The 16731-nt window shown below is 42.1% G+C and carries 11 protein-coding genes; 3 read left to right on the forward strand and 8 right to left on the reverse strand.

Annotated features, from left to right (window positions below):
* Positions 1-250: 250 nt before the first annotated feature.
* The gene (locus VB733_RS11960) at positions 251-934 is read right to left on the reverse strand and encodes a Crp/Fnr family transcriptional regulator (RefSeq protein ID WP_323340306.1); all 684 of its coding nucleotides are present in this window, start codon (positions 932-934) and stop codon (positions 251-253) included.
* 393 nt (positions 935-1327) lie between these two features.
* Positions 1328-3604 carry a BamA/TamA family outer membrane protein gene (locus VB733_RS11965; protein WP_323340307.1) on the reverse strand — a complete coding sequence of 759 codons (2277 nt, stop codon included), beginning with the start codon at positions 3602-3604 and terminating at the stop codon, positions 1328-1330.
* A 255-nt stretch (positions 3605-3859) separates the two neighbouring features.
* On the opposite strand from VB733_RS11965, the gene VB733_RS11970 reads away from it, so the two are divergent.
* Positions 3860-5188 (forward strand): lipid-A-disaccharide synthase-related protein, encoded by a 1329-nt coding sequence (locus VB733_RS11970; RefSeq protein WP_323340308.1) that lies wholly within the window; start codon positions 3860-3862, stop codon positions 5186-5188.
* A gap of 120 nt (positions 5189-5308) precedes the next feature.
* On the opposite strand, the gene VB733_RS11975 is transcribed toward VB733_RS11970, so the two are convergent.
* The 4 genes from VB733_RS11975 to VB733_RS11990 form a co-directional block, all read right to left on the reverse strand.
* A complete protein-coding gene (locus VB733_RS11975; RefSeq protein ID WP_323340309.1) occupies positions 5309-6928 on the reverse strand; it encodes an FAD-dependent oxidoreductase in 1620 nt (539 codons plus the stop codon).
* A gap of 720 nt (positions 6929-7648) precedes the next feature.
* Complete coding sequence (locus tag VB733_RS11980; RefSeq protein WP_096616248.1) at positions 7649-7999, reverse strand: DUF1257 domain-containing protein; 351 nt, start codon at positions 7997-7999, stop codon at positions 7649-7651.
* Between the two features lie 141 nt (positions 8000-8140).
* Complete coding sequence (locus VB733_RS11985) at positions 8141-9652, reverse strand: AAA family ATPase (RefSeq protein WP_323340310.1); 1512 nt, start codon at positions 9650-9652, stop codon at positions 8141-8143.
* A gap of 122 nt (positions 9653-9774) precedes the next feature.
* Complete coding sequence (locus VB733_RS11990) at positions 9775-10122, reverse strand: hypothetical protein (RefSeq protein WP_323340311.1); 348 nt, start codon at positions 10120-10122, stop codon at positions 9775-9777.
* 592 nt (positions 10123-10714) lie between these two features.
* Here VB733_RS11990 and VB733_RS11995 point away from each other — a divergent pair.
* On the forward strand, positions 10715-11866 hold the full coding sequence (locus VB733_RS11995; RefSeq protein ID WP_323340312.1) for an NAD-dependent epimerase/dehydratase family protein: 1152 nt from the start codon (positions 10715-10717) through the stop codon (positions 11864-11866).
* 276 nt (positions 11867-12142) lie between these two features.
* Positions 12143-13279, forward strand: coding sequence for a glycosyltransferase family 1 protein (locus VB733_RS12000; protein ID WP_323340313.1), 1137 nt, complete (start codon positions 12143-12145; stop codon positions 13277-13279).
* Positions 13280-13337: 58 nt separating this feature from the next.
* On the opposite strand, the gene VB733_RS12005 is transcribed toward VB733_RS12000, so the two are convergent.
* A complete protein-coding gene (locus VB733_RS12005; RefSeq protein ID WP_323340314.1) occupies positions 13338-16451 on the reverse strand; it encodes a substrate-binding domain-containing protein in 3114 nt (1037 codons plus the stop codon).
* The coding region (locus tag VB733_RS12010; RefSeq protein WP_323340315.1) for a hypothetical protein at positions 16418-16731 on the reverse strand (314 nt) is incomplete at its 5' end. The genes VB733_RS12010 and VB733_RS12005, both read right to left, overlap by 34 nt.

A 16731-nucleotide genomic window follows, 5' to 3' on the forward strand; every position in this document is an offset into this window, starting at 1 on the left:
ATGATCCAATGAGATATTTTGGCGATCGCAGTCGGTAAATACGGTCGTTACTATCTATATACTTATATATTTTGAATATATTTTCAGATATTTGCTGATGGAAATCCCTTAAGTTTAGCGGAGAACGTTAAAGCTTGAATGAATTCTGCCACCCCTCACCAGCAAAGCAAAAACCCGCCTACAGTTATTTTCGAGACGGGTGGATGGAATTTTCGATTTTCGATTAAGTGTAATCACAGAGTTCCTAGTCCTATAATCTACCAGCTAAACTCATCAACTGTTTCATATTTACCAGATGCACGACTTGCTTGTTTGTATCAATTTCAATCCAACCTTTTTCGTATAACTTCTCCATAATTTTGCCAGTTTCATCAACACCAATTTCAGTCACATCCGCTAAATCTTGATAGGCGACATTAAAGATTTCCTTCCCTTTATTTGATTCTTGACCATAAGTATCGGCAATAGTAATTAATGTATAAGCGAGTTTGACGGCTGGTGGTGAAGAACGCATTTGCAGACGCATATTCACATGTCGCAATCGCCTTACCATCATTTGTAGCATCCGATGATGTAACTGCGGGTCTTTAAAGAGAATTTGGATAAAGCAATTTCTCGAAATACTCAATAATTTGACTGGGGAAAGGGCAATGACATCAGTAGAACGTGGTGACTCGTCCAAAATTGCCATCTCGCCAAAAAAATCGCCCCTACCTAAGATAGCCAAAGCACGATAGTGTTCCCCAGCAGTACGCCTCACTTTTACCCAACCGGAAACCACGAAGTAGACTGCATTTCCCCAAGAATCCTCCATTAGTACAGCCCGCCCGGCTGGATACTCATGTTCGGTAGCAACATTTAGCATCCATTCTAAACTTTGAGGACTAGCCGTACTTAAGAGAGGAAAAAGTTCGCTGAAAATTTCTGTAAGCATGAAATAACTGCAAAAAATTATTAATAAAAAGCAGAATAATGATTTGCTCTTATATGTTTTTGTCTTGCTTGCAGGCACGCTAGTACAAGAATGTGGAATCTGGCAGTCAGAATGCAGAACAAAAAATTAATAATTATTGAACTGAAAGACTTTTGGACAACATTAATAGTTGCTTTTTTCGCCAGACTGTACTACTGCCAAGAAACAAGTCTTAAAATTTGCATATATGCATATATTTGAACACCACAGATTTGGGTATTCCTCTAAACTTCATTACAACATAAACATCAGGCGATCGAGATCGGAAGTTTTACTGAAAAGGAAGTAGGGAAGGATTGAGTGGTTGTGATATTTTTATCATCTTTTCCCCTTTGCTCTGCCTCCCCTAATTTCCTAAAATCGATGCCCCACCCCAAAGTGCAAGCGACTTTCTCCTTGGTCATTAATCCCATAATCAGCACGGAGTAAGCCCAGGGGAGAGTCAAATCGAATACCTGCACCATAACCAAAACCAATTCCTGGCTTGTTACGAACTCCAGCAGGATTCCCTGTGACTGTATCCCCGGAACCTAAGTCTGAACCCAAATCGGCAAAGACTACTCCACCTAAGGCTTGGAGGATGGGAAAACGGTATTCGGCGGATGCCAGTACGTAGGTACGAGCGCTACCAACATCACCAGAGCCATAACCACGTACTGAGTTGGGACCACCAATATTAAAGGCTTCGTAGGGTGGTAAGTCTCCTAAAACTGTTCCAGCTTGAACGTTGAGAGCAAAGACTTGAGGTTTTTGGCTCTTATACACTTGGACGGGTGTATATTGGCTGTAATTTGCTTGGAGACGGTTCATAGAGATATTACCGTTACCAAGGGGAACTGATTGCTCGGTGCTAAGTTTGAGAATCGAACCGTTGGTGGGATTTAAGGGGTTGTCGCGTTCGTCTTTTGTTGCTGTAAATGAGACTGTTGCTAGGTCGTCAATACCTGTTCCACTGAGGGTGAGGGGATTACCCTGTTCATCTTGGGAGGAGATATTACCATCGCGATCGCGCATACTGACCCTGGTATAATTAAATCCTAGTGAAGCATCCCAGTCATCAATGGGACGTTGGAAACTGACACTACCGCCAATTTTACCTTCACGAATGCGATCGCCATTTGCTAATTTAATATCACCATCGAAGACTTCTGAAAGTCCCCGTTTGCGGAAAATGTTGATAGCATAGCCGTTGCGGTTGGGGTCGGTAATCCGGTAAGGACTATTAAAGGTACTATCAAAGAGGAAATCCCGTCTGCCAACTTGAACATTCGCACTCAAGGTATCATTAATACCGCCTACATTGCGATCTTGGTAATTTAAAGTCCCTAAAATACCTTGATCTGCATTGTAGCTACCGCCTACATTAATGGAGCGCGCTCCCATTTCCTTCAATTCGTAGACAACATCAGTTTTTGTGGCATCACCTTCGAGGGTAAGATTCACACTCTCGAATAAACCGGAAGCATATAACTGTTGTACGTCTTTGCGGACAACATCATCTCTAAAAATATCACCGGATTTTAATTTCAATTGCTTGCGGATAAAGTCGGTTTTAGTACGTCCAGTAACAGCTTTACCCTGACTATCAACCGTCTCACCCTTGTCATTGACAAATTTAAACTTGATGTCACTCACCAAGCCTTCGGCAACGTTGACTGTCAAAATCCCCTGATTGTCAGGCAAAATCGAAATTACCCTTGCCAGACTATAACCGTTATCTTTGTACCATTTATTTATCTTTTTAACTGCTTCTTGTAAGCCAGTTGGACTAACTGGTTGATTGATTTGATTTTGGAACGGTTCCAGAGCGACTTTATACGTCAGCGCCTTAGCACCCGATAATTGTAGCGATCGCACAACTAATGGTTGTACTTGATACACAATTCGCAAACCATCTTTTGTAGTGGTGCTATTTACACGCGCACTGGTAAATAATTTGGTATCTAATATTGCAGCTACATCTTGCTGGAGTTGGGCTTTGCTAGTTTCTCCACCTACTTGAGTTTTAATAACTTCACGAATGATGTTTTGTAGTTCCTGGTTAGCGCCAACTATTTGGATGTCAATTGCAGGGACAACTAAATTTTCATCATTGATTGTAGGGGCGGCAGAAGGCACGGTGACATTGGGAGCGGGGGAAGTGGGAGTAGGTTTTTTAACTGGTGTTACAGGTTTAGCAGCAGTACGAGAACCAACAGCAGGAACAGGAATGGCAACGGGAGCTTGGGCGATAGTGGCTGATTTTGCGGGAGTAGGGGAAGCAACGGCAGGGACGGGAATTGGTACAGGAGCTTTTGCACGCGCCGCAGAAAATGACGGTACCGGAATTGGTACGGGTGCTTTTTCCACTTCTCCACTTCTGCCTGCGTCTTTTCCAACTACTACAGTCGAATTATTGCTGGCACGACTTTGCACATTGACTGTATTTTGGGAGAATTGAGGTGCATCTACGGTTTCTGGTTGAGCAATTGTCTCTACCCGTTGCCTAGTAACTTCAATTACGGGTATAACAACGCTATTAGTGGTTTTTGTTGGTGTGGAAGTATTTGTCGGTGCAGCTATTACCGACTCAGAAAAATTGCCAGCAGTAATACTGGCGAGTGTCATAATTGTAGCTTTAGCAACTCGCATAATAAATTTAGCCTGATTTATCCGGGAATTAGTTGTACCAAGGAAAAGCAATGGGGATAACACTAAACTTCCAACACCAAGCCTTTCTTTCCCCCATCTATCGTTCCTCGTAACCAATGAGACTGTGACTTATGTATTTTTGTTTCTTCACATCAACAGGAGAGTGCTGACTGTTAATCAAACGTGAGTTCGACTAAAATTAGGAACTCCAAAATTTCGTCTATTCTCCCTTTCCCTTCTTCTATTTGTATGAATATGACTTCGCAATTGCAGCTACTAATATTAAGCAACGGACATGGTGAGGATGTGATTGCAGTGAGAATTTTGAAAGAATTACTGCAATTAGAAAATCCCCCGAAAATTTCGGCACTACCTTTAGTTGGGGAAGGATATGCTTACCAAAAACTGAATATTCCCATTGTTGGTTCTGTGAAAACGATGCCTTCCGGTGGCTTCATCTATATGGATGCAGGACAACAATTGATGCGGGATGTCCAAGGGGGTTTGCTCAAACTCACTCTCAACCAAATTCAAACAACTAGAGAATGGGTACAGGCACAAAAACAAGCTGGTAATCGCAGTGCGGTTTTAGCTGTTGGAGATATTTTGCCGTTGCTATTTGCATCGATTAGTGGTGCTAATTACGCATTTGTGGGGACAGCGAAATCTGAATATTATGTGCGTGATGATGCGGGATTATTGAAACGAACAAATAAAGGAGCCTATTGGGAAAACTTTTCCGGTTCGATTTACCATCCTTGGGAGAGGTGGTTAATGACTCGTCAGCGCTGCAAAGCTGTTTTCCCTAGAGATTCCCTAACAACAAAAATATTACAAGAAATGCGGGTTCCTGTTTTTGATTTAGGCAACCCGATGATGGATAACTTGCAACCTTCTTTTCCTACCCATCGCGTTTATGCAACGGATGCAGAACATCAAGAAATCATTCGTCCTTTGGCGGTGACATTGTTACCCGGTTCCCGTATTCCCGAAGCCTACGATAACTGGGAACAAATTATGATTGCTGTCTCATCCCTAATGGAAACCATGTTAGAACGAAATTCTGTTTCCCATGGCTCCAAAATCCTGATTTTTTTAGGCGCGATCGCACCTAATCTCGATTCTACTATTCTCGCTCAATTTGTCACATCCCACGGCTGGAAACCCCACCCCATCACCGAATTACCTGTGAAATTTTCTGACCGCAAAGCCTTGACATTTAAACAAAGGAATGCATACTTTGTCCTAACACAAAATGCCTATAACGACTGTTTACATATGGCAGATATTGCGATCGCTATGGCAGGAACAGCAACAGAACAGTTTGTAGGTTTGGGCAAACCAGCATTGACGATACCTGGAAAAGGACCACAATTTAATCCCATATTTGCAGAAGCCCAAAGCCGTCTTTTAGGCAATTCCGTCATTTTGGTTCCACATGCCGAAAATCTAGGCAAACAAGTCAAAAATCTGTTGGCTGACCCTGATAAACTACATGCGATCGCCGAAAATGGTTTATTAAGGATGGGCAAACCAGGTGCTGCACAACGGATTGCGGAATGCATTATGGAACGATTAAGCTGATATCAGCCCATATTCTGCCGCAGAATTCAGTTCTCACTCACCATTAATTTTTCTGTGCGTCCCCCTGTCTCCCCATCTCCGCATCGGTTTGCTCGGAAAATATTCAGGCGCACCTAAGTATCAAGCTGTCCTCGAATGTTGAAAATCACCAACTTGAGTCGCTGCAACTCCATCCCTTGTACCGTATATTTGCGGTAATATCCCCGTAACTTCCATAACATCACGGACTTCCTTGTTTGAGACTTCGTTAAGTTCCCTCTCCTGAGTGAGAGCAATTCCCACAGCAATCCCCACACCTTGTCCCACACCACAATTAAACTCAATAATTCGACCTGGAAAACAAGCATATCCTTCAAATCCCGAACAGGGACTAACCACTGCTAAATTCGGTACATACTTCATCAAAGCATGTTGAATCCCAATATTAAATAGCGATGGTGTTAAAAAAGCTAAGTTACTAAAGCCTGGATTCGCACAACCCTGATTCTGAGTAAATTCTTCCACCCGTTGGATGATACCTTGCGTAGCTCCACGAACATCAAAATGATAGCCAAAAGTACCCAAAGCTTCGTTTGCTGGAACCCCACCTGTGAGTATTTTGGCACCAGTTAAGGGTTCCACAACATTTGTAATATTACCCGCATGGCGAATATATAATTCCTTTGCTGGTTTCACATCTCCCGCACCCAGTGATTGCAGCCACCTAGTTACAAATAGCATTTCATCCAGCATTTTTCGCGTTGGTTGAGCTTTCCCACGCACTAATATTTCAGCCTCATCGGCATTGACAGCAAATAATAATGCATTCCACGACAGGCGTTGGCGAGATAAAAGAGCCACATTCCCATAATCGAAAATACTCGTACTCGTCGCCAAATCAAATTTTGTCCCGCGAAAAGCATGGTAAGCAATTGATAGTGCCGGAGAACGAATATCAAGATAATCTTTCCCAACTGCGATCGTTTTGAGATAACCTTTTTTATCAACTAAATCTTTTCTCAATTGTTCGGCATAATTAGCATCATTCCCCGCAGCAATATCTAGTAAAGCTTGAGCTTCTCTATCTTCATGATTGATAAAGCGTTTCAAGTATTGATACTCAATATTTTGCAACTTTTCGACGTTTAAACCTTGGGTTTCAAATACCCAAGTCACTGAGAGTTCCGAATTTGGCAAACCAATCGTCTCAAATCCTTTATATTTACCAATTCCTAGGGTTGACTGTGCTAACTCTGCATTTACCGTACAGTCAATGAACTGCTTACCAAAGTAAATTTCACCCTTGGTTAATTCAATTCCACTGATTTTATGTCCCTGTTGGACTACCGATTTAATTTCCACATGGCTAAGAATATCAGCACCAACTTCACGCAACATCTCCCGCAGCGCAAAATCAGCTTTACTTGCATCAATTACAATTTGTTCGACTCCCGACTTTTGCAAAAATTCCTTGTAAATTGCTGGTGCATCGCCAAATGTATCTAATTGTCTTTCTTGTTGAACTGTTGTCGGTACTGAGGAGCGTTCTAAATATGCCAACCTACTACGGACTAAATGACCACCAATTCCGTATTTAGAATTACCTTTAAATAATAATAAACTCCGGGGATATTTATCTGTTCTGCGGTAATGTTCCCTTGCCGCAGAAACTAAAGCCAGAATACCAGGTACTTCATCACCAAAACAAATAATGTCATAACTGCGACTTACCGCTTGTACTGCTGCCTCCATTTGATACATGATGACTTCTCCATAGTTTCTACATTCTTAAGTTAATTAACAAGGTAATTTTTGCTATTTCAGTCATAAATTAAAAATAAAATAGTACCCATAAGGGGGATTTTCGAGATTTATATTTGTGTATACGTACGTATATATAAAGTCAGTGCTAAATATCACTATAAAAATTTTTGGTTGATATTGATTATGCAACATCTATTGGCACAATACTTGACAATGCGTACATTCAGCATGTGTAAGTTTTAACTTTGCTTTAATTACAAGTAGAGTAACTACGACTCTGAGTAGTTTATGCCAAATTCAGCTATATTGCGAGCGGTTAGCTATTAGCTGTTAGCTAGCTGTACTCTACGATAAGGCTACGCCTATAGCAATTAACCACAAGACCTATAAATAAACGCTAATAGCATTTTGAGAAGTTCATTTTCTAACCGTTCTTAGTATAAATACAATGACGATAAAATAGACGCGAAGATGTAGACGACAGGTATCTAGTACCAATCGTCATAGTTTTGCTGTATACAGATGATCAATTAGTCTTTTTCTAAGTGAATTAGAGACAACTTTAAGTTTTCTTTAAAAAATGCTAAGTTAAATATGTAGAGAAAAACAAGAAACCGAATTGCAATAAAACTCGCAATTCGGTTTCGTGAAAAAAGCGGGCTAACCGCTCTCAAACTAGGTTAACCCGTGCAGCTTTGGGAACGCGCAGAGAATTAATTATTGCAATACCAACTTAACGTTGGCATTTTGCAAACCGCGTTGTTTTACTTCTGTTAATGTTTTATTAACAGCATATTTTTGGTTAATCGAGTTGATTAACTCGGTTTGGTTGTGCTTCTTAGCAACGCCCCACAGGTCTGCAATCAAGTCGAAGGAACCATCGCTATTGCGCGACCAACCAAGGTCATATTCACCTTCGAGAACAGCAACGATGTCAGCACGTACACGTTGACCGTTGTAACCGCGAACATCAGCCTCTGTCTTAACCGAGATACCAAGGTCGCGTAGCGAAGACTTGAGGATTTCAGCTTCAGTGATTTTGGTACGGAGAGTGCTAAAATGAGACATTTGGGTTTCCTCCAAAAGAGAAGATAGAGAAAAGGACGTTTCTATCAAGCCGCACTTAATGCTATGTCAAGTCGCGGCTTCTTTTTTTGAATTGCTAGCTGTGAGGCTAGCCTTTCCCCCTGTGGTAGCAGAGGAAAGCTTTTAGAACTCCATTCGCTGATATTCAGCAACGGAGGCTGCGGCGGGTCTTGCACGCTGTCTTGCCCAGTCTCGCAGGGCTGTCACCTGCTCTTGCATCGTTCGAGACAGTGGGAGCGTGGCTTTGAGTGCAGCAATAATATCTAGTTGTGTGAACTCGCGGTCTTGGGCAAATGCTTCATACATTGCCGCAACAAGCGCTTGTTCAATTTCTGCTCCAGAAAAACCGTCAGACATGTTCGATAATTGCGATAAATCGAAACGGGTAATGTCTTCGCGACGTTTAGCCAAGTGAATTCGATAAATATCTTGGCGTTCTTCAGGTGTAGGCAAATCTACAAAGAAAATTTCGTCAAATCGACCTTTCCGCAAAAACTCTCCAGGCAGCCTTTCCACGCGGTTTGCGGTTGCCATGACGAATACGGGAGATTTTTTCTCTTGCATCCAGGTTAGGAAGGATCCAAAAATTCGGCTGGATGTACCGCCATCGGAATCACCAGAACCACCACTTCCTGCAAAGGATTTGTCCAACTCATCAATAAAGAGGATTGCTGGAGAAATCGATTCGGCAGTTTTTAAGGCATTCCGCAAATTAGCTTCCGATCGCCCTACCATCGAACCATCATAAACTCGTCCCATGTCTAAGCGTAGCAGTGGCAGACCCCATAGACGGGAAGTAGTTTTGGCAATCAGAGATTTACCACAACCAGGAACACCCAAAATCAACATACCTTTCGGTTGGGGTAATCCATACTCCCTAGCTCTTTCCGAAAAAGCATTGGAGCGTTGCGTTAACCACTTCTTCAGTTCTTCTAATCCACCTACGGCTTCAATGGTTTCATCTTCTTCGATATATTCGAGAATCCCATTGCGTCGAATTAACTGTTTTTTCTCAGACAAGACTATGTTTACTTCATCTTCCGTCAAACGTCCCGTTGTTACCTGTGCCTTGCGGTAGACTTTTTCGGCTTCGTCTTTAGTTAAACCTAAAGCTGCTCTTAAAAGTTTTTCCCTTGCTTCTGCTGTCAATCTACGACCGCGATTTTGGTCAACGTGGAATGTTAAAACTTTATTTAATTCGCTCATATCGGGAAGTTGGAAGTCTAATACAACTACTTCCTTCTCCAACTCGATCGGAACTTGCTGCATCGGCGACATCAAAATGATATTTTTATTCGTACCTTTGAAAGAAGCGATCGCATCTCGCAAAGACCTAGTCGTCGCTGGCGCATCTATAAATGGATGTAAATCTTTAAGAATAAATATACCAGGGTCTTTCTGCCTAATAATCCACTCAATCGCTGCTTCCGGTGAAACAGTATTGTGCTGGGTCACATTCCTGGGCTGACCGTACTCAACAATGCCGTGAGTCACTGTCCAAACATATACCCGCCGTTGCGGCTTCGAGGATTGAGCGATCGTGAATATAGCTTGTTCCGCCCGCTCTTCCTCTGAGGTCACAAGATAGATTAGGGGGTATTGAGCCTGAATGAGAATGTTGAGCTCTTCTTTCATAACTTCGACCTTCTTGATACCTACCTTGATTAGAGACCTTAGAGATACCGCTTCCAGATTAATTAAAAATAAAATCAAATTAACAGCAATACGGAGTTATTTAGTTCTCTTTAAATGTTTTATCAGCAGGGAACTAACTCTTCCTCTCCCTTGGGATTTGCCCCGTCCTCATCCAATTCGTCGTCAATAGAGATACGTTCTTGGTTAATGACACCGGGTTGTTTACTTAAAGCAACCAATTCGGAATCCTTCAAAACTAACGAACTTTCACAGTTTGGACAGGAGTAAACTCTATGGGTTTTGCCATAGTTTGATTCTATTTCGTCAACTAACTCAGAATTGGTTAGGTAGAAAACCAGCGCTCGCTCGGCTAGTTCGGACATCGGTTCAGAATCGACTGCCGAACGGATTTTTAATTTCCGATGCAGCTCTGGCGACAAGTACAAAGTTACCTTTTGCTTAGCTTGCATATTACTCTTTAACGGTCTTACCCGGGTATGTATCTTAACTTATCGATTAATGTGACTCTTGTCAAGACGTCAAAACGTTTTGACGGCAATTTCTTAATATATGTTTACATGACATCAAAATTATTATGGAACGAATAAAATATTGGAGCTTGAGCAAAGCGCTGCATACAGTAGCGACAGTTGAACTAATCACACAGTAAACAAGCGTTCGATGAATTTAAATTTGAGTAAAGAATAGGTTAAATATTCCTGGTAAGAATGTGACATTGTTACTAGTGATTTATATAACTTCTCTTCAATTAAAATTACGTTTAATTACTTAAATTAGATTATGTGATCAAAAATCGACGTAAATGTCTAATTAGAAGAGTTTTAAGATGAATAAACAACATTGCAAAAGCAATATTTACAAAAATGCGACAAGTATTTTTGTTATCTTCAGTTGCTGTATCAGGTTTTCGTAATTATTCTGAAGACCAGGCAAATTACTAACAGATTAATCGCTAAAGTTATTTACAATCTCGTATAAGAGTGGTTTAGAGGGGACACAAACCTGATAGATTTAGCTATCAGCGAGTAAAAACTGGTGAAAATGAAAGTCCTGGTTATTGGTGGCGATGGTTATTGCGGTTGGGCAACCGCTCTATATCTCTCTAATCGAGGTTACGAAGTAGCAATTTTAGATAGCTTGGTGCGACGGCACTGGGACAACGAATTGGGTGTCGAAACGCTTACGCCTATCGCCTCGATTCAGCAACGCCTCCAGCGCTGGAAAGATTTGACGGGTAAATCTATCGACCTATTTGTTGGTGATATTACGAACTACGAGTTTTTAAGTAAAACGCTGCATAAGTTTGAGCCAAATGCGATCGCGCATTTTGGGGAACAACGTTCGGCACCGTTTTCAATGATTGACCGCGAACATGCTGTGGTAACGCAGGTTAATAACGTAGTTGGTACGCTGAATTTGCTTTATGCAATGAAAGAGGATTTCCCCGACTGCCATTTAGTCAAGCTGGGGACGATGGGTGAATATGGCACACCCAACATTGATATTGAGGAAGGTTATATTACCATCGAACATAACGGACGGAAGGATACCTTGCCCTATCCCAAGCAACCCGGTTCGATGTATCATTTGAGCAAAGTACACGACAGCCATAATATTCACTTTGCTTGTAAAATATGGGGTTTACGGGCAACCGACCTCAACCAAGGCGTTGTTTACGGTGTCTTAACCGAAGAAACTGGCATGGACGAGATGTTAATCAACCGTCTCGACTATGATGGTGTATTTGGTACAGCCTTAAATCGTTTTTGCATTCAAGCTGCCGTAGGGCATCCTTTGACAGTTTACGGAAAGGGTGGACAAACACGGGGTTTCTTGGATATTCGCGATACTGTACGCTGTCTGGAAATTGCGATCGCCAACCCAGCACAATCTGGCGAATTTCGTGTATTTAACCAATTTACTGAGTTATTTAGCGTCGGTGATTTGGCGATGATGGTGAAGAAAGCCGGGAATGCAATTGGGTTAAATGTGGATATCAACCACCTAGAAAATCCCCGAATTGAAAAGGAAGAACATTATTTCAACGCCAAAAACACCAAGTTATTGGATTTGGGTTTACAACCGCATTTCCTCTCAGATTCGTTGCTTGATTCGCTGTTGAACTTCGCTGTTAAGTATCAAAATCGCGTTGACAAGAACGAAATTTTGCCGAAGGTGACTTGGAAGAGATAGGACAGGGAAGGGGAAAGGAAAAAAGGGAATGGGGCTAAAAGAAATTCCCTATATTTTTCTGATCCCCTCTCCATATCTTCTTAATTTTGTTAATTTTGCCAATACTAGTGATAATCGCTGTTGAATTTGGTATGGAGAGAAAAATTAGAATTAACTCAAAGCCATACAGCGTCACAATAGCGGTATCCTCAACAAAAGAGGAGAAATTGCATTGTAGTTTTCTCAACATAATGCAAATAAACTCTTGACAAATAACCAATGACTAATAACTAATTTATGAGAATTGCCCTGTTCACGGAAACCTTTCTGCCCAAGGTCGATGGAATTGTGACACGCTTAAGTCACACTGTTGATTATTTGCAACGTCATGGGGACCAAGTATTGGTTGTTTGTCCTGAAGGTGGGATGACTGAGTACAGAGGGGCGAAAATACATGGAGTTTCAGCTTTTCCCCTACCTCTATACCCTGAGTTGAAAATGGCATTGCCACGTCCTTCGATTGGTGAGGCTGTGGATGAATTTCGACCCGATATTATCCATGTGGTTAACCCAGCAGTTTTAGGCTTGTCTGGCATATTTCATGCTAAAACCAACGATATTCCCCTGGTTGCCTCTTATCACACCCATTTACCGCAATATCTACAGCACTACGGTTTAGGGGCATTGGAGGGTTTATTGTGGGAGTTGTTAAAGCTGGGACATAATCAAGCAGCATTGAATTTATGTACTTCGACTGCTATGTGTGAAGAATTGAGTTCCCATGGTATCGAAAGGGTGGATTTGTGGCAGAAGGGAGTTGATACGGAAACATTCCACCCGATTAGGAAAAGCGAGCAAATGCGATCGCACTTGTCCCAAAATTCTCCCGATAGCCCATTATTGTTATATGTAGGGCGGTTGTCGGCAGAGAAAGAAATCGAACGGATCAAGCCAATTTTAGCAGCGATTCCCGATGCCCGCTTGGCATTGGTGGGTGATGGACCTCACCGTCAAGCTTTAGAATTACACTTTACCGATACCAATACCCATTTTGTCGGCTATTTGCGTGGCGTGGAATTAGCTGCGGCATTTGCTAGTGCAGATGCATTTATTTTCCCATCGCGTACCGAGACTTTAGGATTGGTACTGTTAGAAGCAATGGCAGCAGGATGTCCAGTAGTGGCTTCTAATTCCGGGGGTATTCCCGACATTGTCACTGATGGGGTAAATGGTTATTTATTTGACCCGAAAACTGATGATACTGGAGCGATAACAGCGACAATTCGTCTCCTCGAAGAAAAACAAGAACGTGAAAATATTCGCAAGAATGCCCGAACGGAAGCAGAACGTTGGGGCTGGGGAGCCGCAACCCGTCAACTACAAAATTACTACCAAAGGGTAGTATATTCTCAATCGCGCAAACTAGCGGCATAGCTAGTCAACACAATAATAAATCATGAGTAATTCGCCGGAAATGACCTCATGATCTCATTTATCTACCATTGTCGTCTTTTTTGTTTGTCCCATCTTGAGAGAAGTGCATATGAATTGTTTTGGCATTTTCGCCGTTATGAGCAACTGCGGTCATGACATAATCAATTAAGTCATCGGTAAAGGGAATTCGTAGATGGAATGTTCCATCTTCTTTGAGTTTAAGAGCTTTTCCGCCAATAGAAACGCTGGAACCTGGTTCAGTTGCACCATGAATTATTAGCTCTGCATCAGCTTCAAACCAAAATTCCTTTTGGGGACGGTTAAAAATTCGCACAATATGGGATCGCACAATTGGTAGCCAGGTATTATCGTTGGTTAAATAACCAATTTCTGTCATATAATCGCGATCGCTAATGGGAATAGCAACAAAACGATCTGTAATTGTTTCTTCACATTCATATTGCTGTATGAGTTGCGGGGATTGATAACTTAAATCAATGTCGGTAGTATCATACAATCGCAATGCTAAAGATATGCCCCCTTGTTGGCGTTTGCTTTGTTTGTCTGTATCGGCAACATCCCAATTTACATATGCCCATTTTGGTGTGCGCGCTGTCAGGGTAATCGTGCTGTCACTACTAATGGCTGGGGTGACTACTTCGCCAGAGTTTTCTGTGATTGAAGGAGTTTCGCTGGCAGTTTCTTGGTATTCTGGTTCTGGATTTTTGTCAGAATTTGTACTGTTTGCCCAAATCGCGGCTCCTGCTCCTGCCAGTGCTGCACCACCTATTACGCCTGGATTAATATCGAGTCCTGTTGTTGCCGGAGTTTCTGTTGCGGGAATTTCTGTTGTGGGAATATCTGCATAAGATGATTCTAAGAATGATGCCTGAATAATATCTTCGTGAGATTCTGCGGCATCTGCAACTGCATCAACGGCTGTGGGTTCTCCTGGTGTCAGTTCCTCCACTTCTGTAATTTCTACTATTGGAGTTTCTGGATTGATTTCTGCTGCCGGAAGGTTTATTTCGGGTGTTTCCAGAGATGCAGTAGTTGCCTCTAATTCACTACTAGCAATATTTTCTACTAAAAATTCAGTATTTTCCCGTTCGTTATCACGATTTGTAAAATCTCCAGAGGCAGATGGATTGATATTTACAGCCTTTCCAAACCAAGTGCGATCGCTTTCTATTGGTTCTTCTGGTGTATCATCCCAGACATCTGGCAATGGTTGACTAAAATTATTGATTGGTACTGAGGAAATTTGCGGGACTTCGGGCGTTTCTGGAGATAGATTTAAGTTCTGTTCCTCAACCTCAACATTTGTGCGATTTGGTTTGTTATTGGTTAATATCGACCACAATCCAGCACCAGCAGCCGCACCACCTGCTAAAGTTACCCCACTAATATTATTGAGCAAATTGTTTCCAGTTGGTGTTTTGGCTTGGAGAATCTCAACTGGAGGAATGTCGGCTTGTGGGTTCGGCGACATATCAGGTGACTGGACCTCTGGAATTTCCGGTAAATCATTTTCTAATGTAACTTCTTGAAGGTCGGTAATTTCTGGCGTTTGAATCGGTGTAGTTAAGCTGGGCTGCTCAATATTAGGTAAATCAGCATCAATCACAGGTTTTGCAACTTCTAAATTCTGAATCTCTCTCTCTGGAGGGATGACAACCGCCGCAGGTTCTTCAAAGTTAGTCATTTCTATTTCTGCGGGGATGCTTGCGTTTGGGACATCATCTATGTCACCATATCCCAATCGCGACCATAAACCAATTCCGGCGGCGGCACCAGCTAAAGGTACAGCTTTGAGATTAGAAGCTTCGGGATTAGAAATACTATTTGTACTATCTAGCAAATTTGTTGCGCCTTGACTGGTGTTGTTGATGAGATTCGACTCGTTTACTAACAATGGGTTTTCTTCTGGAGTATTTGCAGCGCTAATTCCAGAAGTTGCTGGTGTTTCCGATACGACTAATTCCTGATTTTTTTGGCGTTTTCCCCCAACTAATAGCCATAAGCCAGCAGCACCAAGTGCGGAAATGGGTAATAACCACCACCAAGGGAAAGTAGAAGTTCCTGTTTCACTGGATGCAGCGTTTTCTCCAGATTGTACAAAGACTTGTTTGTTATCACCTGCATTTGTCTGATTTGATGTTCCATTTACCGCATAGGTATTGGTAGTGGCTTCGGTTCCAGTTACAGGTGAATTCGCTGTTGCGGGTGTTGCAGTGGCATTCGCTGCTGTGGGTGTTGCCACTATATTTTGGACGACTGCATTAGCTTCAGCACTTCTTGCCATGTCTACAGCTTTTGTTCCGGGTGCAGCACTAGCAAAACCAAGAAATCCGGCAACGCCGGGACTGGGATTTTTCTTGTAGACGTAAACTAAAGGTTGGGAGAATGGATATTTGGGATTTTCAGGTAGAGTTTGATGTAATTTTAAGACTCGTACACCAGGGACTTTTGAGATTTGGGTCGCAAGTCCATAACCGATGCCATCTTTCCCCAGTTTTTTAACTAACTCGACGCTGTCATCTTGACTGAGTGTGGTGGCTGTGGAAGCTGTGGTAAATTTTGTCGTTTTAAATGCTGGATAGTTACGAAAAGCTTCGCGGGTATCGCTGGAAGTTGGGCGATCGATAAATCTAATTTTACCTTTTTTGCCGCCGAGTTCTGACCAATCGGTAATTTCTCCGCGAAAAATCCTCGCAAACTGCTGGCTTGTCAGATTTCCTTTATAGGGGTTATCTTCACTAACAACGATCGCAATTTTTTCACGATACAGACGTTTTTGTTCCAAACCTTGAGCTTGCTCTGCCGGTGTCAAATCACGAGCGATCGCACCCAAATCAATTTTCCCATCTAATAGTGATTTTAGTGCGGCATCAGTACCATTTGCTGCTAATTCAACTTTTGTGCCTGTATATTGTTGTTCAAAGCTCTGCTTGAGACTATCGTTAATCCGAGCCATACTCCCAGAGCCATCAATCTTCACCGTTGTTCCCTCAGGAATGCTTGTTGGAAGAGGAAAAGATGGTTCTTGGACATTGGTTTGCGCGACTGCCAATTGAGACACGAAAATGCTTGCTGCTATTGGGGTAGAGGCAAGTGCCAGCAACAAAGTCAAACCAATTACGGAGTTATATTTTTTTCCTTTTCGCCACATATGCCGCTTACCAAGGTAGAGGATATAGAAAGCAAGCCAGTCATAATCGCCGTAATAATACTGGAGGAGACGGGCTGATTATACATCGTTGTTATGTCGTTCTGAAGTTGCTGTAGATACTTCTGACACGCAATACTCGTCTTCACTCTACCTTGTTTTAATCTATTGTAAATATAGTGTTTATTTTTTTTAAAGTTGCTGAAAACACTGATAAATTTAGCTTTAATGCTGTTTTTAAAGATTTTATTTTTTGAATGCCCAGGAATCGGAAGTTGGGAGG

Source organism: Calothrix sp. UHCC 0171, from assembly GCF_034931845.1.
Taxonomy (GTDB): Bacteria; Cyanobacteriota; Cyanobacteriia; order Cyanobacteriales; family Nostocaceae; genus Brunnivagina.

What these genes read in the sequence shown, in the direction of transcription:
- VB733_RS11960 (WP_323340306.1), bottom strand. Translation starts at nt 934, where the DNA reads ATGCTTACAGAAATTTTCAGCGAACTTTTTCCTCTCTTAAGTACGGCT.
- VB733_RS11965 (WP_323340307.1), bottom strand. Translation starts at nt 3,604, where the DNA reads ATGCGAGTTGCTAAAGCTACAATTATGACACTCGCCAGTATTACTGCT.
- VB733_RS11970 (WP_323340308.1), top strand. Translation starts at nt 3,860, where the DNA reads ATGACTTCGCAATTGCAGCTACTAATATTAAGCAACGGACATGGTGAG.
- VB733_RS11975 (WP_323340309.1), bottom strand. Translation starts at nt 6,928, where the DNA reads ATGTATCAAATGGAGGCAGCAGTACAAGCGGTAAGTCGCAGTTATGAC.
- VB733_RS11980 (WP_096616248.1), bottom strand. Translation starts at nt 7,999, where the DNA reads ATGTCTCATTTTAGCACTCTCCGTACCAAAATCACTGAAGCTGAAATC.
- VB733_RS11985 (WP_323340310.1), bottom strand. Translation starts at nt 9,652, where the DNA reads ATGAAAGAAGAGCTCAACATTCTCATTCAGGCTCAATACCCCCTAATC.
- VB733_RS11990 (WP_323340311.1), bottom strand. Translation starts at nt 10,122, where the DNA reads ATGCAAGCTAAGCAAAAGGTAACTTTGTACTTGTCGCCAGAGCTGCAT.
- VB733_RS11995 (WP_323340312.1), top strand. Translation starts at nt 10,715, where the DNA reads ATGAAAGTCCTGGTTATTGGTGGCGATGGTTATTGCGGTTGGGCAACC.
- VB733_RS12000 (WP_323340313.1), top strand. Translation starts at nt 12,143, where the DNA reads ATGAGAATTGCCCTGTTCACGGAAACCTTTCTGCCCAAGGTCGATGGA.
- VB733_RS12005 (WP_323340314.1), bottom strand. Translation starts at nt 16,451, where the DNA reads ATGTGGCGAAAAGGAAAAAAATATAACTCCGTAATTGGTTTGACTTTG.